The sequence below is a fragment of the Vibrio sp. B1FIG11 genome, from assembly GCF_905175335.1.
Lineage (GTDB): Bacteria > Pseudomonadota > Gammaproteobacteria > Enterobacterales > Vibrionaceae > Vibrio > Vibrio campbellii.
Genome location: NZ_HG992751.1, coordinates 39,920 through 60,759 on the forward strand (window position 1 = coordinate 39,920; position 20,840 = coordinate 60,759).

Sequence of the window (20,840 nt, forward strand, 5' to 3'; positions counted from 1 at the left end):
TACTCGTTATCTGAAAAAGGCGATTGAATTCACTTCAATCGCCCTATTTAGCATGCTGTTACGCGTGTTTTTTTTGTTAGCACTGCGTAGTAGAAACCATCCATATCTTCTTCACCTGGCAGAATCTGACGACCAGGTTGCTTTGGATCGGAGTCCACTAATTGCGCGTCTGCAGTGCGCGCTAAGAACGCTTTTACTTGTTCCACGTTTTCTTGTGGTGTGATTGAACAAGTTGCGTAAACCATGGTGCCGCCAGGTTTCAGTTGCGTCCACATTGCATCAAAAATTTCGCTCTGTAGTTCCGCAAGCGCGGCAATATCATCAGCACGACGTAGCCATTTGATGTCTGGGTGACGACGAATTACGCCCGTTGCAGAACATGGTGCGTCCAGCAAAATGCGATCAAATTGTTCGCCTTGCCACCATTCTTGAGGATGACGTGCATCGCCGCAAACCACTTTTGCCTGAAGGTTGAGACGTTTCAGGTTTTCGTGCACACGTTTAAGACGTGTGTCGTCGCAGTCAATGGCAACCACTTCGCTGCCAGACGTACGCTCAAGAATGTGTGCCGTCTTACCGCCCGGTGCTGCGCAGCAGTCTAGGATCAGCTCGCCATCTTTTGGTTCAAGATAGTTAATCGACAGCTGTGCTGCCGCATCTTGCACCGATACCCAACCTTTTTCAAAGCCCGGCAGTTTCATCACATCGCATGGCGCGGCCAATTTTAGGGCGTCCATTGCTTGTGTGTGTGGCGTGCTATCAATGTTTTCATTTTTGAGTAGCGTTAGGTATTCATCACGAGTGTGGTGCTGGTGGTTTACACGCAGCCACATTGGCGCTTTTTGGTTGTTGGCTTCAACAATGCTTTCCCACTGCTCTGGGTAAGCTTCTTGAAGCAGTTTAAGTAACCAGCTTGGGTGGCCATACTTGCCCGCATTGTTGCTGACCGCCATTTGGTCTAGTTCTTCTTGGTTGCGCTGGTAGTTACGCAATACCGCGTTGATAAGACCGCGCAGACGAGGGCCTTTCAGCTCTTTTGTACCTTCAACCGTTTCACCGACTGCAGCGTGCGCAGGAATACGCATGAAGCTTAGCTGATAAATGCCTACCAAAATAAGGTGATGGAAAACGCGTTGTTTGCCTTTTAGCGGCTTATCCATCAACTGATTTGCAATCATTTCTAGGCGAGGGAGGTAACGTAGAGCGCCGTAACAGATCTCTTGCAGAAGAGCGTGGTCACGTGGTCGTACGTTTTGTTGAGCCGCTGGAAGAGCGCTTGAAAGTGAGTGGCCCTTGTCGACGACAAGATACAAGACGTTGGCAGCCGCAGCGCGAACATTCATGATGAGTACCTTAAAGTAAAGGAGGGCATCTCTGCCCTCTAAAAGTTCGTATTATTGGTGTTTGACACTATGGTTGGTTTTTAAACCAGTTGAGTGCCAACTTCAAACCAAGATGCACGTGAGTTCAGAATATCTTGAACTGACATGGCTTTTTTACCCGGAACTTGCAGTTGTTCCAATACCAATACGCCATTGCCTGTCACAACATAGATACCGGTCTTATCTGCTTGCACGATGGTGCCCGCAGGTTTGTCTATGATTTGCTCTTCAACACGGCTTTGCCATACCTTGATGCTGTTTTCAGCGGCCTCAAAGTGGCTCATTGGCCATGGGTTGAATGCGCGAACGCAGCGTTCAATGTGTGCCGCGTCGTCATTCCAATCGATACGCGCTTCTTCTTTGCTCAGCTTCTTCGCGTAGTTTGCTAGCTCATCATCTTGCTTCACTGGCTCTGCTTTGCCAGCGGCGATATCCGCTAGACAGTCGATCAGTGCATCTGGGCCTAAGCCAGCCAGTTTCTCGTACATCGACGCACTGGTGTCACATGCTTCAATCGGCAATGTCGCGATTTTTAGCATGTCACCCGTGTCCAGACCGATATCCATCTGCATGATGGTCACGCCAGTTTCTGCATCACCTGCCCAAATTGAACGTTGGATAGGGGCTGCGCCGCGCCAGCGAGGAAGAATCGAACCGTGTACGTTGATACAACCTAGTTTAGGTGTGTCTAGTACAACTTGTGGAAGTAATAAGCCGTACGCAACAACTACCATGATGTCGGCGTTCAGATCGGCAAGCTCTTGCTTTGCTTCGTCTGATTTGAAGTTTTCTGGTTGGTATACCGGAATGTCGTGCTCAAGCGCGATGGTTTTTACTGGGCTTGCAGTAAGCTTCTTACCACGACCTGCTGGGCGGTCTGGTTGAGTGTAAACCGCAATTACTTCGTGCTCCGAAGACAACAACGCCGCCAAGTGACGGGCGGCGAAATCCGGAGTACCTGCAAAGACAATACGTAAAGACTGACTCAAGGTAGGCTTCCTTCTAATTAAATTGTATCGAGATTAAGCGTTTTGCTGTTTCTCGTTAAAGCGTTTGATTTTTGCTAGCTTGTCCTGAATACGCTTACGCTTCAGTGGCGATAGGTAATCAACGAACAACTTACCCATCAAATGGTCTAGTTCGTGTTGAACACAGATGGCTAGCAGATCGTCGGCTTCAAAAGTGTACTCTTTGCCATCACGATCTAGTGCTTTAACCGTAACTTCAGCAGCGCGAGGCACAAGTGCACGCGCACCTGGTACCGATAGACAGCCTTCTTCGATGCCATCTTCGCCACGCTTTTCTAGAATCTCAGGGTTGATAAGCACCATAGGCTCATCACGAGTTTCAGAAATATCAATCACTACGATACGTTTGTGGATATCAACCTGCGTTGCAGCCAAGCCAATACCTTCTTCGTCGTACATGGTTTCAATCATGTCATCGACGATTTTTTGAATCTCAGGTGTCACCTCTTCTACAGGTTTTGCAACGGTACGCAGGCGATCATCTGGGAATGTTAATACTTGTAATACAGACATATTCACTCGAAATATTGAACTGTGCCGTAACAGCACAAACCTTGTTGGCTCAATTCTAGACATTTTATGACCTAAATGACAGCATCCTGATACCAATTTCCATTCTGGTAACTGCCTAACAGACCAAGGACGAGGGTCATGAATCGAATTTTCCGCAACGTTTCTCGTATTACGTTGCCGTTACTTTTCTCTTTCAGTGCCGTAGCAAACACGGATTCCCAACCACTTACCGTTAAAGATGATGCACCCAAAACTTACGTTGTGGTCAAAGGTGACACGTTGTGGGATATTTCGGCGATGTATCTGGATAGCCCTTGGTTGTGGCCTCGTCTATGGCAGGTAAACCCAGAAATTGATAACCCACATCTGATTTACCCTGGCGATAAGTTGTCGTTAGTGTGGATTAATGGCCAGCCAGTTTTAAGCTTAAAACCGGTCAAAAAGCTCAGCCCAAAAGCCCGTATCACGGAAAAGAAAGCGGTACCGACTGTGGCGGAAGGGTTGGTGATGCCATATCTGAAGTCTGATCGTTTAGTTGATGATGAGACACTAGAGAATGCAGCGAAAGTGATGGGTAGCAGCAAAGGCAATAAGTTCCTTACTGCAGAAGACACGCTGTACATCAGTGGTGAGCAAACTTCGACTGGGTGGGCCATCTATCGACCAGTGGAGACCTTTTCACGCGAGGATGTATCACAAAAAATTACGGCTCTGCGTTTGATTGCGAAAGGGGAGCTTGTTGAAGCATCTAGTGAGTTTTCTGGTTTGAAGATCACCACGCAACTGCAAGAGATTATCCGTAATGATATTGCTTTGCCGGTACAAGCGTTAGATAACGGCGACTTCACGGCGACGTTCTATCCTCTTCCATCCCCACAAGGCACCTCCGCCAAACTATTGGGTAACATTGAAGGTATTCGTTATAGCTCGACCAACCAAGTGGTGGTGATTGATAAAGGTACATCGGATGAACTTCGCCAAGGCAGCGTGTTTGATTTAAAAGAGGACGCGCATCCAGTATTCAAGAGTGGAGACGATTTTGCTAAAGATAACGGTGTACTCGATACTGAGATTACTTTGCCGCAAAGCAAAGTGGGTGAGTTGCTTGTCATTCGTCCTTATGAATACTTTAGCCTCGCGCTGATTACTAATAGCACCAAGCCAATTAATAAAGAGGTGTCTGTGGTTTCTCCTCTGGCTGAGGAATCAACCACCAATGACACCACAAAATGATATTGATCTCGCAGCCTGGTTAAAGCTTAGTTGTTTACCGGGCATCGGTGGGGTCAAGATGAATAAGCTGCTCAGTAAAGATACGCCGAGCAATATTGTCCAATATTCCACGGAGCAGCTTCAGCTTTTAGGCTTAACGGCAAAACAGTTGCAAGCATGGTCGCAGGTCGATAAAGAAGTCGATGCTTGTCTGACTTGGGTTGCAGCATCTTCTCATCATCATATTCTTACTTTGGCGGATGCTTTGTATCCGCCACTTCTCAAACAAACCGTCGCACCGCCTCCTTTACTCTTTGTAAAAGGAGAGGCGAGCTGTTTGTCTCAACCTCAAATAGCTATGGTTGGCAGCCGTAATGCCAGTGTGGATGGGCTACAACACGCAAGAACTTTTGCATCTGACTTGGTGCAACACGATCTGATCGTCACTAGTGGCTTAGCATTGGGTATTGATGGCCATGCTCATGATGGTGCGCTGTTAGCTGGAGGTAAAACCATCGCAGTGCTTGGCTCGGGATTAGAACAAGTGTACCCAGCAAGACACCGCGGCTTGGCACAGCGAGTGGCTGAAAATGGAGCGCTTGTTTCAGAGTTTCGTCCAGATGCTAAGCCTCGCGCAGAAAACTTTCCACGTCGTAATCGAATCATCAGTGGTTTGTCACTGGGTGTTTTGGTGGTGGAAGCGGCTGAAAAAAGTGGCTCCTTGATTACGGCGCGTTATGCTTTAGAACAAGGTCGAGAAGTTTTCGCTCTGCCAGCTTCGATTAATGCACCCAACGCCAGTGGCGGTAATCAATTGATTCAGAACGGAGCTTGTCTCGTACAAAATACTCAAGAGGTGCTGAATGAAATACAGTCTTTGCTCGACTGGTCTATTAATCAGAGCTTAGATTTATTTTCTGCGCCAATTGATGAAGAAGAATTGCCATTTCCTCAGCTGTTAGCTAACGTAGGAAATGAGGCTACACCAGTTGATATTCTTGCAAGCAGGACCAATATACCTGTCCAAGAAGTCATGATGCAGCTCTTAGAGCTTGAGCTTTCAGGGCATGTTGTTGCAGTATCCGGTGGCTATATTCGAAAGGGGAGGGGCTAGCTATGATGATGGATATACTTATGTATCTATTCGAAACCTACATCCATAGCGATGCAGAGTTACAGGTCGAACAAGACGAGTTGGAAGATGAATTGCTTCGTGCAGGCTTCCAGCAAAAAGACATCTACAAAGCCCTTGTCTGGTTAGAAGAGCTGGCGGCATTGCAACAAAGCGATGAACATTCAGCCATTTCAACCTGCATTGCATCGGCATCGACACGTATCTATACCGCATCTGAGATGCAGCGACTAGACCTCGAATGTCGTGGTTTCTTGTTGTTCTTAGAACAAATCAATGTTCTGACCACAGAAACGCGTGAGATGGTTATCGATCGTGTGATGGGGCTTGAAACCAATGAGTTTGAGCTTGAGGACCTTAAATGGATCATCCTTATGGTGCTGTTTAATGTTCCAGGTAACGAAAACGCCTACACGCTGATGGAAGAGCTGCTGTACACCAAGGAACAAGGTATTCTTCATTAATATCTTCTGCTTGAGCGGTGAGTATGAGTAGTAAAATCGATCACAACCTTTTCTCGGCACACGAGCATGCGCTTGAGCGCGAACCTTGCCCTAAATGCGGTGGAGAAGTTTCGCTTAAGCACGGTAAGCACGGCCCCTTTCTAGGTTGTAGCCAATACCCAAGTTGCGATTACATTAAGCCGCTACACAGCAATGATGGCCACATCGTGAAAGAGTTGGGTGTGCCTTGTCCTGAGTGTGGCAACGAGTTGGTACTCCGCCAAGGGCGCTACGGCATGTTCGTTGGTTGTAGCCATTACCCAGCCTGTCATCATATTGAGTCGATTAACCAACCTGAGCCAGAGCAGCAAGCGAAAGAGCAACATGCTTGCCCAGAATGTGGCAAAGGGCATTTGGTTGAGCGTAAGACTCGATTTGGTAAAACATTCTACGCGTGTGATAACTATCCGAAGTGCAAGTTTGCGGTGAACTTGCCACCTGTAAGAGGCCGCTGTGAGGAATGTGGGTTTACCTTGTTGGTCGAAAAGAAACTGGCCAGCGGGGTTAAACTGCAATGCGCGAGCCGTAAGTGCCAGCATACTCAATCACAATAACTTTCAGTACGAATTAAAAAGGGTCGCATCATGCGACCCTTTTGCTATTTATTCCGATGCTTTTCTAGGCTTGCCACTGCTTGGCAAATTCATGTACAGCAGGAAAAGCCTGTTCATCCAGAACTTCTGCTAATGCACAAAGTTTGCGATTAAGTTCGCCAGTGTAGTCACCACATACGTTGATGTGGCCCATCTTGCGACCCGCACGTTTTTCTTTGCCGTACCAATGAATGTGGCAACCATTCATCGCTAGCAATGCTTCTGGTAGTGTGTCTTCACCAAGAATATTAATCATCGAGGTTTCACGAACCAGTTTCGTGCTACCCAAAGGCATGCCACACACGGCGCGTAGGTGGTTCTCAAACTGACAAGTTTCCGCACCCTGTTGAGTCCAGTGGCCAGAGTTGTGTACGCGTGGTGCGATTTCGTTAACCAGCAAAGTGCCGTCAACGTCAAAGAACTCCAAAGCTAACACGCCAACGTAATTCAAGTTGTTGGCAACAGCTGTGAACATCTGTTTTGCTTGCTCTTGCAACTCTGGCGCATCAATCGCAGTAGAAAGGCTCAATACACCATTGGTATGGACGTTCTCTGCCAGAGGGTACACTTCAACGCTGCCATCTTTACCGCGAGCACCAACCAGTGAAACTTCGCGGTTAAAAGGGACAAATTCCTCAGCAACAATCGCTTGAGTTGGTGTTGCCGCGATGCACTCTGCCATCTCTGTCCAAATGTCTTCGACTTGAGAAGCTTCTTTTAAGCGCCACTGGCCTTTACCATCGTAACCACCCAATGCACTTTTCAGAACCATTGGCATACCAACGTGCTCAATGGCGCGGTCAAAGTCTTCACGAGTTTCGATGACGTAGTATTTCGCGTTACGCACGCCAGCATCATCAAGTAATGCCTTTTCAATACGGCGATCACCACCTGCTTTGATGGCTTGCGTACTTGGTAGGAATTTGCCGCTCGCCTCGCAAACATCGAGCACATCATGTGGGATATGCTCGAACTCAGCAGTAATGACGTCGACTTGTTCAATTGCATTCTCTAAGCCGCTGCCTAGTACGTGCTGAGTCAGTGGATGAACGATATTACCGCTGCCCACGTCGTAAGCTGAGATTTGAATATTCAGTGGCGCACCAGCCAGAGACATCATACGAGCCAACTGACCCGCACCAAGAACCAGTACATGCATCTGATTAATCCTCAGCAGGGTTTGGGTTCGCCAATACGGTTTCCGTTTGTTCGTTACGGAACGCTTCGACTTTTGCCATGATCGTTTCATCATGTGTACCAAGGATTTGAGCTGCTAGGATGCCAGCGTTTGCTGCGCCTGCTTCGCCAATCGCCAATGTACCAACCGCAATACCTTTTGGCATCTGTACGATAGAAAGCAGTGAATCCATACCTTTCAGTGCACGAGACTGAACAGGGACGCCAAGTACAGGTACGCTGGTAAACGCCGCCGCCATACCTGGTAGGTGAGCAGCACCGCCAGCACCTGCGATGATGACTTTAATGCCACGTTCTTTCGCGCTGCTTGCGTAATCAGCCAACAATTGAGGAGTACGGTGAGCTGACACCACCTTTGTTTCGTAAGTCACGCCAAATTGATCCAGCATGTCCGCTGCTAGTTTCATGGTTGGCCAATCTGATTTAGAACCCATGATGATACCGACTTTCATCTCAAACTCCTTCAAGCTGCAAAATTAGGTGAGCTGATAAATTTGTGCGCATTATACGGGGATTCTCACTTCAAGCAAACGTTTGCGTGCGTTTGTAAATGGTATTGATACATTTTATAAACAAATTGCTTTAGTCTCTGAGAATGAATATTTGTACACTTAGTACAAACACAACAGATAAGACTATCAGGAAGTAATTGGTGGATAACTTTGAACAGGTGCTAAAAGCACTACAAAACGGCGAAGTGATTGCCTACCCAACAGAAGGCGTATTTGGTGTCGGCTGTGATCCAGATAACCCAGAAGCGATTCAGAAGTTGCTAGAACTAAAGCAGCGCCCAGTAGAGAAAGGTCTAATCCTAATTGCTGCGAGTTATGAGCAGCTTTTGCCTTATATTGATGAATCTCAGTTGACTCAAGATCAGTTAGATAAAGTCCATGCAACGTGGCCAGGGCCATATACGTGGATCATGCCAGCGAGTGACAAAGTCTCTCACTGGGTATCGGGTCAATTTGATTCAATCGCAGTGCGTGTGACGGATCATCCTTTAGTACAAAAGATGTGTAATGCGTTCGGAAAGCCGCTAACCTCTACCAGCGCGAATCTTACTGGTCAGCCTCCTTGTATGACGACGGAAGAAGTTGAAGAGCAGTTAGGCGATAGGCTTGTAGCGATCTTACGTGGTGAAACTAGCGGTCGTGACAAGCCGAGTGAAATTCGTGATGCTAAAACCTCGCAAATATTAAGACAGGGCTAACCCTGCTAGTCAGCAATCAATAGGTACTACACGTATGTCAGCAATCGATAAGCACGCCGTAAAGCAGTTCTTGATGTCCCTTCAAGATTCCATTTGTCAGCAGTTAGAACAAGAAGACGGAAAGGCCGTCTTTGTCGAAGATGCCTGGCAACGTGAAAAAGGAGAGCGTCTTGGTGGCGGTGGCCGTACTCGCGTATTGCGTGATGGTCATATCTTCGAGCAAGGAGGAGTGAACTTCTCTCATGTAGAAGGTAATGAAATGCCAGCATCAGCGACGGCACATCGCCCAGAGTTAGCGGGGCGTCGTTTTGAAGCAATGGGTGTTTCTTTGGTTATTCACCCTAAAAACCCTTATGTACCGACTTCACACGCCAATGTCCGCTTCTTTATTGCAGAGAAAGATGGCGAAGACCCAATCTGGTGGTTTGGTGGTGGTTTTGACCTTACGCCTTTCTACCCATTTGAAGAAGATTGCCAATCATGGCACGACACAGCAAAACAGCTTTGTGCACCATTTGGCGATGAAGTTTACCCAGAGCACAAAGCGTGGTGTGACAAATACTTCTTCCTTCCACACCGAAATGAAACTCGTGGTGTTGGTGGGCTGTTCTTTGATGACTTAAACCATTGGGAATTCGACAAGTGTTTTGACTACATCAAAGCGGTTGGTGAGGGATACTGCCAAGCGTACTTACCGATTGTTTCTCGTCGTAAAGACATCGAGTTCGGTGAGCGCGAGCGTGAATTCCAACTTTATCGTCGTGGTCGCTACGTTGAGTTCAACCTAGTGTACGATCGCGGCACGCTATTTGGTCTGCAAAGTGGCGGTCGTACAGAGTCAATTCTTATGTCGATGCCACCACTTGCACGTTGGGAATACAGCTACGAACCACAAACTGGCTCTCCAGAAGCTGAACTTTACGAGCGATACCTAACGCCACGAGAATGGTAAGCGTTGAATCTCCTTTTCTGTATAGATAGATAGTGATAGGGTCATCGGTAATCAGATGGCCCTATTTTTATATATGGGTAAGGAATAAAGGTAAGGAAATGACTCTGCAAATTGATCGTTATGCCGTGTTTGGTAATCCTATCGGACACAGCAAGTCGCCATTCATTCACACCTTGTTTGCTCGTCAAACCAATCAGTCATTGGTGTATACCGCAGAAACTGCCCCTGTTGATGGCTTTGTTGAAGCAGCAAAAGCTTTTTTCGCTGACGATGGGAAAGGGTGTAACGTGACAGTGCCTTTTAAAGAAGATGCTTATCGATTTGCCAATCGTCTTACTGAGCGAGCAGAGCTAGCCGGTGCTGTGAACACACTGAAGAAGCTAGACGACGGAGAAATAATTGGTGACAACACCGATGGAGAGGGCTTGGTACAAGACCTACTACAGCATCAAGTCTTATTGGAAGGCGCAAGAATTCTGGTCATTGGCGCTGGTGGTGCTGCTCGTGGTGTGATTAAACCACTCCTTGATCAGAAACCTGCTTCTTTAACGATTACTAACCGTACTTTTAGCAAAGCACAACAGCTTGCAGACTTATTCGTCTCACACGGTCCTATTGTAGCGAAGGAGATGACTACAATAGAAGAAGCGTACGACGTGATTATTAACTCAACCTCTGCTTCATTAAACGGCGAGTTGCCCGAGGTCTCTTCTGCTATCTTTTCCACCAATAGCACTAGCTACGACATGATGTATGGCAAGGGGTTAACAAGCTTTAACCAGTGGGCGAAAGAACACGGAGCGGCTCATGCTTATGATGGCCTTGGAATGTTGGTCGGACAGGCGGCTGAAAGCTTTATGTTGTGGCGTGGTTTGCGTCCTGGCGCGAAGCAAATACTCAGAGAATTAAGAAAGAACCTCGAAGGTCAATAAGAGATGAATCAATCCATTCTATTCCCAGACATGCAATCATGGGATGAAGCATCACAATCAATCAATTTTGCAGCCCAACAGGCTGGCGCATTGATTGAATGCTACGTAACCAAACAAAAGTTAGAAAAGTTGAGTGGCTTAATCATAGCTAATGAGCAAGCTGCCATTGAGGCTTTCGTTGATAATCGCTTTGATCTAGAAGAAATAGCAGAAGAGTTAATAGAAGATGAAGCCTTCAATGAAGAAGGCCACATCATCATCGACTAGCTGACTCTGCCAGACTACTTATTGATGTCCTCCACCTCATTAATGTAGTCGTTTTTGTTTTGTACATAATTGTTGGCAGACTTTTGTAGGAAAGCTTGCTCTTGTTCTGATAAAGGGCGAGCTTGTTTTACTGGGCTTCCCACATATAGATAGCCGCTTTCTAACCTCTTCCCTGGTGGGACTAAACTGCCTGCACCTATCATTACGTCAGATTCTACAACCACATTATCCAAAACTATCGCACCCATACCTACTAATACGCGGTCGTGTATCTCGCAGCCATGCAACATTACTTTGTGACCAATGGTGACATCATTACCTATGATGAGAGGATAGCCGAGTGGGTTATCCGCATTCTTATGTGTCACATGAAGCACGCTGCCATCTTGAACGTTGGTACGGTCACCGATATGAATGTGGTTTACATCGCCACGAGCTGCAACCAATGGCCAGATACTAGAATCATCACCAATTCGGATATCACCGACTAAAACAGAGGTTGAGTCGACGTAGACACGCTTTCCCAACTGAGGACGTATACCTTTATAACTTCTAATTGAACTCATCTTTATTCCTTATAAAGAGCTAATAACGGTGATATTTGATAAGAAGAATAGTAAAAACTCGCCTTTTAGAATAAAAAACACTCAAACGGCAAAAAAATCAAAAAAAAACGAGAAAAAGGGCTTGCCAATGTGATCGCAATCTCTATAATGCCACCTCGCTGACACGGCAACGCTTCGAAAGAAACGAGGTTGAGTTAGCAAGCCAATTAGCCAAGCGGAAACGCTTGAAAAAAGTTTGAAAAAGTGATTGACACTAAACTTTAACTCGCTAAAATGGCCGTCCGATTTGAGCAAAGCTCAATAGGAAAGCTCTTTAACAATATAGACCTATCAATCTGTGTGGGCACTCGTTGATGATAATCCAATTAGATACCTCGGTATCAAATTAGGTTTCAATGAAACGAAGTGACCATTGAATCGAAAGATTCAGCACAGTCAATTCAAACATTACTTTATGTAATGTTCAGTATTCATTGAGCCGACAAAATCTTAAATTGAAGAGTTTGATCATGGCTCAGATTGAACGCTGGCGGCAGGCCTAACACATGCAAGTCGAGCGGAAACGAGTTATCTGAACCTTCGGGGAACGATAACGGCGTCGAGCGGCGGACGGGTGAGTAATGCCTAGGAAATTGCCCTGATGTGGGGGATAACCATTGGAAACGATGGCTAATACCGCATAATGCCTACGGGCCAAAGAGGGGGACCTTCGGGCCTCTCGCGTCAGGATATGCCTAGGTGGGATTAGCTAGTTGGTGAGGTAAGGGCTCACCAAGGCGACGATCCCTAGCTGGTCTGAGAGGATGATCAGCCACACTGGAACTGAGACACGGTCCAGACTCCTACGGGAGGCAGCAGTGGGGAATATTGCACAATGGGCGCGCAAGCCTGATGCAGCCATGCCGCGTGTGTGAAGAAGGCCTTCGGGTTGTAAAGCACTTTCAGTCGTGAGGAAGGTAGTGTAGTTAATAGCTGCATTATTTGACGTTAGCGACAGAAGAAGCACCGGCTAACTCCGTGCCAGCAGCCGCGGTAATACGGAGGGTGCGAGCGTTAATCGGAATTACTGGGCGTAAAGCGCATGCAGGTGGTTTGTTAAGTCAGATGTGAAAGCCCGGGGCTCAACCTCGGAATTGCATTTGAAACTGGCAGACTAGAGTACTGTAGAGGGGGTAGAAATTTCAGGTGTAGCGGTGAAATGCGTAGAGATCTGAAGGAATACCGGTGGCGAAGGCGGCCCCCTGGACAGATACTGACACTCAGATGCGAAAGCGTGGGGAGCAAACAGGATTAGATACCCTGGTAGTCCACGCCGTAAACGATGTCTACTTGGAGGTTGTGGCCTTGAGCCGTGGCTTTCGGAGCTAACGCGTTAAGTAGACCGCCTGGGGAGTTACGGTCGCAAGATTAAAACTCAAATGAATTGACGGGGGCCCGCACAAGCGGTGGAGCATGTGGTTTAATTCGATGCAACGCGAAGAACCTTACCTACTCTTGACATCCAGAGAACTTTCCAGAGATGGATTGGTGCCTTCGGGAACTCTGAGACAGGTGCTGCATGGCTGTCGTCAGCTCGTGTTGTGAAATGTTGGGTTAAGTCCCGCAACGAGCGCAACCCTTATCCTTGTTTGCCAGCGAGTAATGTCGGGAACTCCAGGGAGACTGCCGGTGATAAACCGGAGGAAGGTGGGGACGACGTCAAGTCATCATGGCCCTTACGAGTAGGGCTACACACGTGCTACAATGGCGCATACAGAGGGCGGCCAACTTGCGAGAGTGAGCGAATCCCAAAAAGTGCGTCGTAGTCCGGATTGGAGTCTGCAACTCGACTCCATGAAGTCGGAATCGCTAGTAATCGTGGATCAGAATGCCACGGTGAATACGTTCCCGGGCCTTGTACACACCGCCCGTCACACCATGGGAGTGGGCTGCAAAAGAAGTAGGTAGTTTAACCTTCGGGAGGACGCTTACCACTTTGTGGTTCATGACTGGGGTGAAGTCGTAACAAGGTAGCGCTAGGGGAACCTGGCGCTGGATCACCTCCTTATACGATGATTACTCACGATGAGTGTCCACACAGATTGATACGGTTTATAAAGTAAAGAGATAGAGCATCTCCCAAGATGTTCAACTTAGTGTCCCGTTCGTCTAGAGGCCTAGGACACCGCCCTTTCACGGCGGTAACAGGGGTTCGACTCCCCTACGGGATACCATTGGGTCGTTAGCTCAGTTGGTAGAGCAGTTGACTTTTAATCAATTGGTCGCAGGTTCGAATCCTGCACGACCCACCATTCTTCTCCACGAAGAATTAAAACTTATGTGGGCGATTAGCTCAGTTGGGAGAGCACCTGCCTTACAAGCAGGGGGTCACTGGTTCGAGCCCGGTATCGCCCACCATTCTCTAAGTATTTTTGGATAGGAATTCCAAACCACTTCAGTAAAACGTACGTGGTTAGAATCTTCGTCTCTGAAAGTATTTAGAAAATGTACTTCCTTGTGAAGAAACATAGCTCTTTAACAATTTGGAAAGCTGACAAAACAATCTTTAAGATTGTTTGTAAAGTTCTCAAAGTATTCTTAATTGAATACTCCAAACAACACATTCAAGTGTTCTTGGGTTTTGCGAAAGCAAAACATATTTGAGTCCGGCAAAATCGAGTCTGCATCATGTATAAAAATTGCAGACAACTTTGGTGACTTGTTCATCAACTCGAAACTCCTTCGGGTTGTATGGTTAAGTGACTAAGCGTACACGGTGGATGCCTTGGCAGTCAGAGGCGATGAAGGACGTATTAACTTGCGATAAGCCCAGATTAGGTAGTAAAAACCATTTGAGTCTGGGATTTCCGAATGGGGAAACCCACTAGCATAAGCTAGTATCGTTGCGTGAATACATAGCGCAGGCGAGGCGAACCGGGGAACTGAAACATCTAAGTACCCCGAGGAAAAGAAATCAACCGAGATTCCGAAAGTAGCGGCGAGCGAAATTGGATTAGCCCTTAAGCTTTTTATGCGTCAGGTGAAACTTCTGGAAAGTTGTGCGATACAGGGTGATAGCCCCGTAACCGGCAACGCATATTAAGTGAAATCGAGTAGGGCGGGACACGTGATATCCTGTCTGAATATGGGGGACCATCCTCCAAGGCTAAATACTACTGACTGACCGATAGTGAACCAGTACCGTGAGGGAAAGGCGAAAAGAACCCCTGTGAGGGGAGTGAAATAGAACCTGAAACCGTGTACGTACAAGCAGTAGGAGCACCTTCGTGGTGTGACTGCGTACCTTTTGTATAATGGGTCAGCGACTTATATTCAGTGGCAAGGTTAACCATCTAGGGGAGCCGTAGGGAAACCGAGTCTTAACTGGGCGTTCAGTCTCTGGATATAGACCCGAAACCAGGTGATCTAGCCATGGGCAGGTTGAAGGTTGAGTAACATCAACTGGAGGACCGAACCGACTAATGTTGAAAAATTAGCGGATGACTTGTGGCTAGGGGTGAAAGGCCAATCAAACCTGGAGATAGCTGGTTCTCCCCGAAAGCTATTTAGGTAGCGCCTCGGACGAATACTACTGGGGGTAGAGCACTGTTAAGGCTAGGGGTCATCCCGACTTACCAACCCTTTGCAAACTCCGAATACCAGTAAGTACTATCCGGGAGACACACGGCGGGTGCTAACGTCCGTCGTGGAGAGGGAAACAACCCAGACCGCCAGCTAAGGTCCCAAATTACTACTAAGTGGGAAACGATGTGGGAAGGCTCAGACAGCCAGGATGTTGGCTTAGAAGCAGCCATCATTTAAAGAAAGCGTAATAGCTCACTGGTCGAGTCGGCCTGCGCGGAAGATGTAACGGGGCTAAGTAGTAAACCGAAGCTGCGGCAATGCACTTTAGTGCATTGGGTAGGGGAGGCGTTCTGTAAGCGGTTGAAGGTGTGTGGTAACGCATGCTGGACGTATCAGAAGTGCGAATGCTGACATGAGTAACGATAAAGGGGTGAAAAACCTCCTCGCCGGAAGACCAAGGGTTCCTGTCCAACGTTAATCGGGGCAGGGTAAGTCGACCCCTAAGGCGAGGCCGAAAGGCGTAGTCGATGGGAAACGGGTTAATATTCCCGTACTTCTTACAATTGCGATGGGGGACGGAGAAGGCTAGGTGGGCCTGGCGACGGTTGTCCAGGTTCAAGTGCGTAGGCTGAAGAGTTAGGTAAATCCGGCTCTTCTTAAGGCTGAGACACGACGTCGAGCTACTACGGTAGTGAAGTCATTGATGCCATGCTTCCAGGAAAAGCCTCTAAGCTTCAGATTGTAAGGAATCGTACCCCAAACCGACACAGGTGGTCGGGTAGAGAATACCAAGGCGCTTGAGAGAACTCGGGTGAAGGAACTAGGCAAAATGGTACCGTAACTTTCGGGAGAAGGTACGCTCTCGACGGTGGAGTCCCTTGCGGATGGAGCTATTGAGAGTCGCAGATACCAGGTGGCTGCAACTGTTTATTAAAAACACAGCACTGTGCAAAATCGTAAGATGACGTATACGGTGTGACGCCTGCCCGGTGCCGGAAGGTTAATTGATGGGGTTAGACTTCGGTCGAAGCTCTTGATCGAAGCCCCGGTAAACGGCGGCCGTAACTATAACGGTCCTAAGGTAGCGAAATTCCTTGTCGGGTAAGTTCCGACCTGCACGAATGGCGTAATGATGGCCACGCTGTCTCCACCCGAGACTCAGTGAAATTGAAATCGCTGTGAAGATGCAGTGTACCCGCGGCTAGACGGAAAGACCCCGTGAACCTTTACTACAGCTTGGCACTGAACATTGACCCTACATGTGTAGGATAGGTGGGAGGCTTTGAAACTAGTACGCCAGTATTAGTGGAGCCGTCCTTGAAATACCACCCTTGTAGTGTTTGATGTTCTAACGTTGACCCCTCATCGGGGTTGCGGACAGTGCCTGGTGGGTAGTTTGACTGGGGCGGTCTCCTCCCAAAGCGTAACGGAGGAGCACGAAGGTGGGCTAATCACGGTTGGACATCGTGAGGTTAGTGCAATGGCATAAGCCCGCTTGACTGCGAGAATGACAATTCGAGCAGGTGCGAAAGCAGGTCATAGTGATCCGGTGGTTCTGAATGGAAGGGCCATCGCTCAACGGATAAAAGGTACTCCGGGGATAACAGGCTGATACCGCCCAAGAGTTCATATCGACGGCGGTGTTTGGCACCTCGATGTCGGCTCATCACATCCTGGGGCTGAAGTCGGTCCCAAGGGTATGGCTGTTCGCCATTTAAAGTGGTACGCGAGCTGGGTTTAGAACGTCGTGAGACAGTTCGGTCCCTATCTGCCGTGGGCGTTGGAAGATTGAAGGGGGCTGCTCCTAGTACGAGAGGACCGGAGTGGACGAACCTCTGGGGTGTTCGGGTTGTGTCGCCAGACGCATTGCCCGGTAGCTAAGTTCGGAATCGATAACCGCTGAAAGCATCTAAGCGGGAAGCGAGCCCTGAGATGAGTCTTCCCTGATACTTTAAGTATCCTAAAGGGTTGTTCGAGACTAGAACGTTGATAGGCAGGGTGTGTAAGCGTTGTGAGGCGTTGAGCTAACCTGTACTAATTGCCCGTGAGGCTTAACCATACAACACCCAAGGGGTTTTGATGGACTCAAAGCAAGAACGAATTGAATGTGTAAGAACTGAAACAGCTTTCTGAATTAAAGAATTTGCTTGGCGACCATAGCGATTTGGACCCACCTGACTTCCATTCCGAACTCAGAAGTGAAACGAATTAGCGCCGATGGTAGTGTGGGGCTTCCCCATGTGAGAGTAGGACATCGCCAGGCTTTAAATTTAGACTTTAGGTCTAACCAGTGCGGAGCGGTAGTTCAGTTGGTTAGAATACCGGCCTGTCACGCCGGGGGTCGCGGGTTCGAGTCCCGTCCGCTCCGCCACTTATTCAGACAAAGCCCTAGCAGAAATGCTAGGGCTTTTTCGTATCTGACAATTCAAATTCACCTATTGGTGTATGAACTCCGCTTGTGTGCGAGTCCAATTGCGTGCAAGCCCAGCCGCTCTGTCACTGGTTTAGAAAAAACTTTTGTATTGGGTTGATATCTTCAGAGCCCAGTGCCAGCAGCATAGCGAACTCTGTGGGATAAAGGTCTTATTTCTCTTTTATCATTGGCTATTTTCTAAGCCTTAAAACTCCCCAAACGTAAGCGCTTACTTACTCTCATCGTTTTTTTAGTACTATCTTTGTTATATGAACAGTGACGTTGCGCTCTTTTTGTGCTGCTCTAGATTTTATGTTCAAGATTGACTGCAAACAAAAAGCCCGGTACTTGTGTAACGGGCTTAAGGTTCCTATTTGAGTCAGGTATGTCTACAGGGAGATATACTTACTTTCTGCGACTTCCCATAGGGCTTTCACTAATGGATTTTCTAGTTGGCTCTTGATGCAACAGACCCCGAGTTCAAATGGTTTTATAGGTAGAACCTTGAGTCGATTTATCTTCTCTCTGACAGGGCTGTTGTTGATTACCACATCCGGTGCGATACCGACGCCACAGCCTAAAGCCACCATGCTGACAATAGCCTCATGTCCTGCCACCTGTGCGTAGATATTTGGTTTGATCTTCATTTGCTTAAACCAAACATTCGCTCTTTCTCTTGCTGTGCCTGCTTCTGGGACAATAAAAGGGATCGTTGACCAATCCGGACTTTCTTTCTGCAGTTCTTCTGCAAAGCTGCTGACTCCAACTGGCGCTATCACCGATAGGGGAATCTCACTGATTGGTTCAAAGGAGACTTTAGCTGGCAGTTGGTCTGGCTTAGCAGAGATCGCGATATCAGCCTCATCTGCCAATATTTTATCGATGGCTTGCGCTGGATCGCCAGTAGAGAGTTTGAATTCGATAAATGGATGCTGAATGCGGAATTCAGAAATCAGCTCTGGGAGGTGGCTGTAACTTGCGGTTACCGAGCAAAATAAACGTATCTCACCCTTTAACTCGTCTTCTGTCCCTTTGACATAACTTTGGTATTGCTGCCACTCACCTAAGATCTTCAGTGCTACAGGTAATAGCTTCTTTCCTTGAACTGTTAATTCAACACTTCGGTTATCACGCAAGAACAGCTGTTGATGTGTTTCTTCTTCCAATTTCTGGATCTGCCGACTCAGTGCGGAAGGGCTGATATGCATTGCTGCTGCTGTTTTAGCAAAGCTCTTACTATCACATAGATGAATGAATAATTGCAGGCTTTTGATGTTCATTAAATCTTCACTTCCATGTTGCATTAATTGCAATAAGTAATTGTGAATATATCACTTTCAGCAACAGAATGTCTGTTTTAGTATGAACTCATTCGGTAACACAAATACCGACCTCTATGGAAGAATGTTAAGGAGCACCCAGATGGCTAACTATTTCAATACCCTAAACTTGCGTGAGCAATTGGACCAACTTGGTCGTTGTCGCTTTATGGACCGTGAAGAATTCGCATCAGAAGCAGATTACCTAAAAGGTAAGAAAGTGGTCATCGTAGGTTGTGGTGCTCAAGGCCTTAACCAAGGTCTGAACATGCGCGACTCTGGTCTAGACGTTGCTTATGCACTTCGCCAGGCAGCTATTGATGAGCAGCGCCAGTCATTCAAAAACGCAAAAGACAACGGTTTTGAAGTAGGTAGCTACGAAACGCTAATTCCACAAGCTGACCTAGTAGTAAACCTTACTCCAGATAAGCAGCACACAAACGTTGTTGAGACAGTAATGCCGCTAATGAAAGAAGGCGCAGCACTAGGTTACTCACACGGTTTCAATGTTGTTGAAGAAGGCATGCAAATCCGTAAAGACCTAACGGTAGTAATGGTTGCACCTAAGTGTCCGGGTACGGAAGTTCGTGAAGAATACAAGCGTGGTTTTGGTGTACCGACTCTTATCGCTGTTCACCCAGAGAACGATCCTAAAGGCGAAGGTTGGGATATCGCGAAAGCTTGGGCTGCAGCAACAGGTGGTCACCGTGCTGGCTGTCTAGAGTCTTCTTTTGTTGCTGAGGTGAAATCTGACCTAATGGGTGAGCAAACTATCCTTTGTGGCATGCTACAGGCTGGTTCTATCGTATGTTACGAGAAGATGATTGCTGACGGTATCGATCCAGGCTATGCAGGTAAGCTTCTTCAATACGGTTGGGAAACCATCACTGAAGCTCTGAAGTTTGGTGGTATCACTCACATGATGGATCGTCTATCAAACCCAGCAAAAGTAAAAGCATTTGAGCTTTCTGAAGAGTTAAAAGAGCTGATGCGTCCGCTATACAACAAGCACATGGATGACATCATCACAGGTCACTTCTCTAGCACTATGATGGCTGACTGGGCAAACGACGATGTTAACCTACTAGGCTGGCGTGCAGAAACGGGTGAAACTGCTTTCGAAAACTATCCAGAAACTGACGTAGAAATCTCTGAGCAAGAGTACTTCGACAACGGTATCCTGATGGTTGCTATGGTTCGTGCGGGTGTTGAGCTTGCGTTTGAAGCAATGACGGCATCTGGCATCATCGATGAGTCTGCTTACTACGAGTCTCTACACGAGCTACCACTGATTGCGAACACTATCGCACGTAAGCGCCTATACGAGATGAACGTGGTTATCTCAGACACTGCGGAATATGGTAACTACCTGTTCGCTAACGTAGCAACACCGCTTCTACGTGAGAAGTTTATGCCAGCAGTAAATACTGACGTAATTGGTAAAGGGCTAGGTGAAACTTCTAACCAAGTAGATAACGCGACTCTTATCGCTGTAAATGATGCTATCCGTAACCACCCAGTGGAGTACATTGGTGAAGAGCTACGTGGTTACATGACTGATATGAAGAACATCGCAGTAGGCGGCTAACTCCTATCCAAGTTAGTAAAGAACTCCAGATAGACTGGGGTCAATAAATACAAAATAAAACACAACATCTAATCAAAAGGCTTGGTCGCCGTTGACCAAGCCTTTTTGTTTTTATGGAAACGATTTTTTCTTCGAAATGTGGGACACCTTCGCTGTTGGAGTCGAGATATGTTCGTTGGGATAGAATTGATAGAAGTAAAGGTATCGTAAGTGTTGACTCAATTTGTCCTTAAGAAGACAAAATTGAAGTGAATCCCGAATCCCGAATCCCGAATCCCGAATCCCGAATCCCGAATCCCGAATCCCGAATCCCGAATCCCGAATCCCGAATCCCGAATCCCGAATCCCGAATCCCGAATCCCGAATCCCGAATCCCGAATCCCGAATCCCGAATCCCGAAAAACAAAAAGGGTTGACGTGCATACGCCAACCCTCAAGAATTTTCTCGCTTCTCGCTTCTCGCTTCTCG

Annotated in this window: 16 protein-coding genes, 4 tRNA genes and 3 rRNA genes; 16 read left to right on the plus strand and 7 right to left on the minus strand. The window is 47.4% G+C overall.

From position 1 onward, the window contains the following. Positions 1–47 precede the first annotated feature (47 nt). The 3 genes from rsmB to def all read right to left on the minus strand — a co-directional run bounded on the left by rsmB (position 48) and on the right by def (position 2,923). A complete protein-coding gene (gene rsmB / locus KHO06_RS00195; protein WP_212581910.1) occupies positions 48–1,343 on the minus strand; it encodes a 16S rRNA (cytosine(967)-C(5))-methyltransferase RsmB in 1,296 nt (431 codons plus the stop codon). Between the two features lie 80 nt (positions 1,344–1,423). Continuing rightward, positions 1,424–2,371, minus strand: coding sequence for a methionyl-tRNA formyltransferase (fmt, locus tag KHO06_RS00200; protein ID WP_047482485.1), 948 nt, complete (start codon positions 2,369–2,371; stop codon positions 1,424–1,426). Positions 2,372–2,404: 33 nt separating this feature from the next. Beyond that, positions 2,405–2,923, minus strand: coding sequence for a peptide deformylase (gene def, locus KHO06_RS00205; protein WP_005450979.1), 519 nt, complete (start codon positions 2,921–2,923; stop codon positions 2,405–2,407). A gap of 138 nt (positions 2,924–3,061) precedes the next feature. Here def and KHO06_RS00210 point away from each other — a divergent pair, with 138 nt between their 5' ends. From KHO06_RS00210 to KHO06_RS00225, 4 genes are read left to right on the plus strand one after another with little or no spacing between them, the layout of a single operon-like run. Further along, entirely contained in the window at positions 3,062–4,156 is a 1,095-nt protein-coding gene (locus KHO06_RS00210; protein ID WP_077262046.1) for a LysM peptidoglycan-binding domain-containing protein, read from the plus strand. Then, positions 4,140–5,249, plus strand: coding sequence for a DNA-processing protein DprA (gene dprA / locus KHO06_RS00215; RefSeq protein ID WP_077262045.1), 1,110 nt, complete (start codon positions 4,140–4,142; stop codon positions 5,247–5,249). Before KHO06_RS00210 ends, dprA begins: the two co-directional genes overlap by 17 nt. Before the next feature lie 2 nt (positions 5,250–5,251). After that, a complete protein-coding gene (locus KHO06_RS00220) occupies positions 5,252–5,731 on the plus strand; it encodes a DUF494 family protein (RefSeq protein ID WP_005429833.1) in 480 nt (159 codons plus the stop codon). Positions 5,732–5,754: 23 nt separating this feature from the next. After that, positions 5,755–6,324, plus strand: coding sequence for a topoisomerase DNA-binding C4 zinc finger domain-containing protein (locus KHO06_RS00225; RefSeq protein WP_009708006.1), 570 nt, complete (start codon positions 5,755–5,757; stop codon positions 6,322–6,324). A 64-nt stretch (positions 6,325–6,388) separates the two neighbouring features. On the opposite strand, the gene KHO06_RS00230 is transcribed toward KHO06_RS00225, so the two are convergent. Further along, positions 6,389–7,522, minus strand: a complete 1,134-nt coding sequence (locus KHO06_RS00230; protein WP_012126633.1) for a 5-(carboxyamino)imidazole ribonucleotide synthase — start codon at positions 7,520–7,522, stop codon at positions 6,389–6,391. Between the two features lie 4 nt (positions 7,523–7,526). After that, the gene (gene purE / locus KHO06_RS00235) at positions 7,527–8,012 is read right to left on the minus strand and encodes a 5-(carboxyamino)imidazole ribonucleotide mutase (protein ID WP_045371955.1); all 486 of its coding nucleotides are present in this window, start codon (positions 8,010–8,012) and stop codon (positions 7,527–7,529) included. 200 nt (positions 8,013–8,212) lie between these two features. Here purE and KHO06_RS00240 point away from each other — a divergent pair, with 200 nt between their 5' ends. From KHO06_RS00240 to KHO06_RS00255, 4 genes are all read left to right on the plus strand, one after another. Beyond that, the gene (locus KHO06_RS00240; protein ID WP_045371958.1) at positions 8,213–8,770 is read left to right on the plus strand and encodes an L-threonylcarbamoyladenylate synthase; all 558 of its coding nucleotides are present in this window, start codon (positions 8,213–8,215) and stop codon (positions 8,768–8,770) included. A 34-nt stretch (positions 8,771–8,804) separates the two neighbouring features. Next, on the plus strand, positions 8,805–9,722 hold the full coding sequence (gene hemF / locus KHO06_RS00245) for an oxygen-dependent coproporphyrinogen oxidase (protein WP_045371961.1): 918 nt from the start codon (positions 8,805–8,807) through the stop codon (positions 9,720–9,722). A gap of 98 nt (positions 9,723–9,820) precedes the next feature. Beyond that, the gene (gene aroE, locus KHO06_RS00250) at positions 9,821–10,654 is read left to right on the plus strand and encodes a shikimate dehydrogenase (protein WP_212581911.1); all 834 of its coding nucleotides are present in this window, start codon (positions 9,821–9,823) and stop codon (positions 10,652–10,654) included. Positions 10,655–10,657: 3 nt separating this feature from the next. Next, positions 10,658–10,921, plus strand: a complete 264-nt coding sequence (locus KHO06_RS00255; RefSeq protein WP_005429835.1) for a DUF1488 domain-containing protein — start codon at positions 10,658–10,660, stop codon at positions 10,919–10,921. 14 nt (positions 10,922–10,935) lie between these two features. Here the strand turns inward: KHO06_RS00255 and KHO06_RS00260 are convergent, their stop codons facing one another. After that, entirely contained in the window at positions 10,936–11,487 is a 552-nt protein-coding gene (locus KHO06_RS00260) for a gamma carbonic anhydrase family protein (protein WP_005535485.1), read from the minus strand. Positions 11,488–11,978: 491 nt separating this feature from the next. On the opposite strand from KHO06_RS00260, the gene KHO06_RS00265 reads away from it, so the two are divergent. The 7 genes from KHO06_RS00265 to KHO06_RS00295 all read left to right on the plus strand — a co-directional run bounded on the left by KHO06_RS00265 (position 11,979) and on the right by KHO06_RS00295 (position 17,422). After that, positions 11,979–13,534 (plus strand): 16S ribosomal RNA (locus KHO06_RS00265). Between the two features lie 90 nt (positions 13,535–13,624). Next, a tRNA-Glu gene (locus KHO06_RS00270) sits at positions 13,625–13,700 on the plus strand. 2 nt (positions 13,701–13,702) lie between these two features. Further along, a tRNA-Lys gene (locus KHO06_RS00275) sits at positions 13,703–13,778 on the plus strand. 30 nt (positions 13,779–13,808) lie between these two features. Next, a tRNA-Val gene (locus KHO06_RS00280) sits at positions 13,809–13,884 on the plus strand. 335 nt (positions 13,885–14,219) lie between these two features. Next, positions 14,220–17,110, plus strand: a 23S ribosomal RNA gene (locus tag KHO06_RS00285). An 87-nt stretch (positions 17,111–17,197) separates the two neighbouring features. Beyond that, positions 17,198–17,314 (plus strand): 5S ribosomal RNA (rrf, locus tag KHO06_RS00290). The 16S, 23S and 5S rRNA genes sit together here with 4 tRNA genes alongside, the layout of an rRNA operon. Positions 17,315–17,345: 31 nt before the next feature. Next, positions 17,346–17,422: transfer RNA gene (locus KHO06_RS00295), tRNA-Asp, on the plus strand. A 431-nt stretch (positions 17,423–17,853) separates the two neighbouring features. On the opposite strand, the gene ilvY is transcribed toward KHO06_RS00295, so the two are convergent. After that, positions 17,854–18,744 (minus strand): HTH-type transcriptional activator IlvY, encoded by an 891-nt coding sequence (gene ilvY / locus KHO06_RS00300; protein WP_041853429.1) that lies wholly within the window; start codon positions 18,742–18,744, stop codon positions 17,854–17,856. A 142-nt stretch (positions 18,745–18,886) separates the two neighbouring features. On the opposite strand from ilvY, the gene ilvC reads away from it, so the two are divergent. After that, positions 18,887–20,371, plus strand: a complete 1,485-nt coding sequence (gene ilvC, locus KHO06_RS00305) for a ketol-acid reductoisomerase (protein ID WP_021017933.1) — start codon at positions 18,887–18,889, stop codon at positions 20,369–20,371. The last annotated feature ends 469 nt before the right edge of the window (positions 20,372–20,840 follow it).

Excerpts from the sequence above, each read along its gene's own strand:
- rsmB (WP_212581910.1), bottom strand. The coding sequence starts at position 1,343 with ATGAATGTTCGCGCTGCGGCTGCCAACGTCTTGTATCTTGTCGTCGAC.
- def (WP_005450979.1), bottom strand. The coding sequence starts at position 2,923 with ATGTCTGTATTACAAGTATTAACATTCCCAGATGATCGCCTGCGTACC.
- KHO06_RS00210 (WP_077262046.1), top strand. The coding sequence starts at position 3,062 with ATGAATCGAATTTTCCGCAACGTTTCTCGTATTACGTTGCCGTTACTT.
- dprA (WP_077262045.1), top strand. The coding sequence starts at position 4,140 with ATGACACCACAAAATGATATTGATCTCGCAGCCTGGTTAAAGCTTAGT.
- KHO06_RS00220 (WP_005429833.1), top strand. The coding sequence starts at position 5,252 with ATGATGATGGATATACTTATGTATCTATTCGAAACCTACATCCATAGC.
- KHO06_RS00225 (WP_009708006.1), top strand. The coding sequence starts at position 5,755 with ATGAGTAGTAAAATCGATCACAACCTTTTCTCGGCACACGAGCATGCG.
- KHO06_RS00230 (WP_012126633.1), bottom strand. The coding sequence starts at position 7,522 with ATGCATGTACTGGTTCTTGGTGCGGGTCAGTTGGCTCGTATGATGTCT.
- purE (WP_045371955.1), bottom strand. The coding sequence starts at position 8,012 with ATGAAAGTCGGTATCATCATGGGTTCTAAATCAGATTGGCCAACCATG.
- hemF (WP_045371961.1), top strand. The coding sequence starts at position 8,805 with ATGTCAGCAATCGATAAGCACGCCGTAAAGCAGTTCTTGATGTCCCTT.
- aroE (WP_212581911.1), top strand. The coding sequence starts at position 9,821 with ATGACTCTGCAAATTGATCGTTATGCCGTGTTTGGTAATCCTATCGGA.
- KHO06_RS00255 (WP_005429835.1), top strand. The coding sequence starts at position 10,658 with ATGAATCAATCCATTCTATTCCCAGACATGCAATCATGGGATGAAGCA.
- KHO06_RS00260 (WP_005535485.1), bottom strand. The coding sequence starts at position 11,487 with ATGAGTTCAATTAGAAGTTATAAAGGTATACGTCCTCAGTTGGGAAAG.
- ilvY (WP_041853429.1), bottom strand. The coding sequence starts at position 18,744 with ATGAACATCAAAAGCCTGCAATTATTCATTCATCTATGTGATAGTAAG.
- ilvC (WP_021017933.1), top strand. The coding sequence starts at position 18,887 with ATGGCTAACTATTTCAATACCCTAAACTTGCGTGAGCAATTGGACCAA.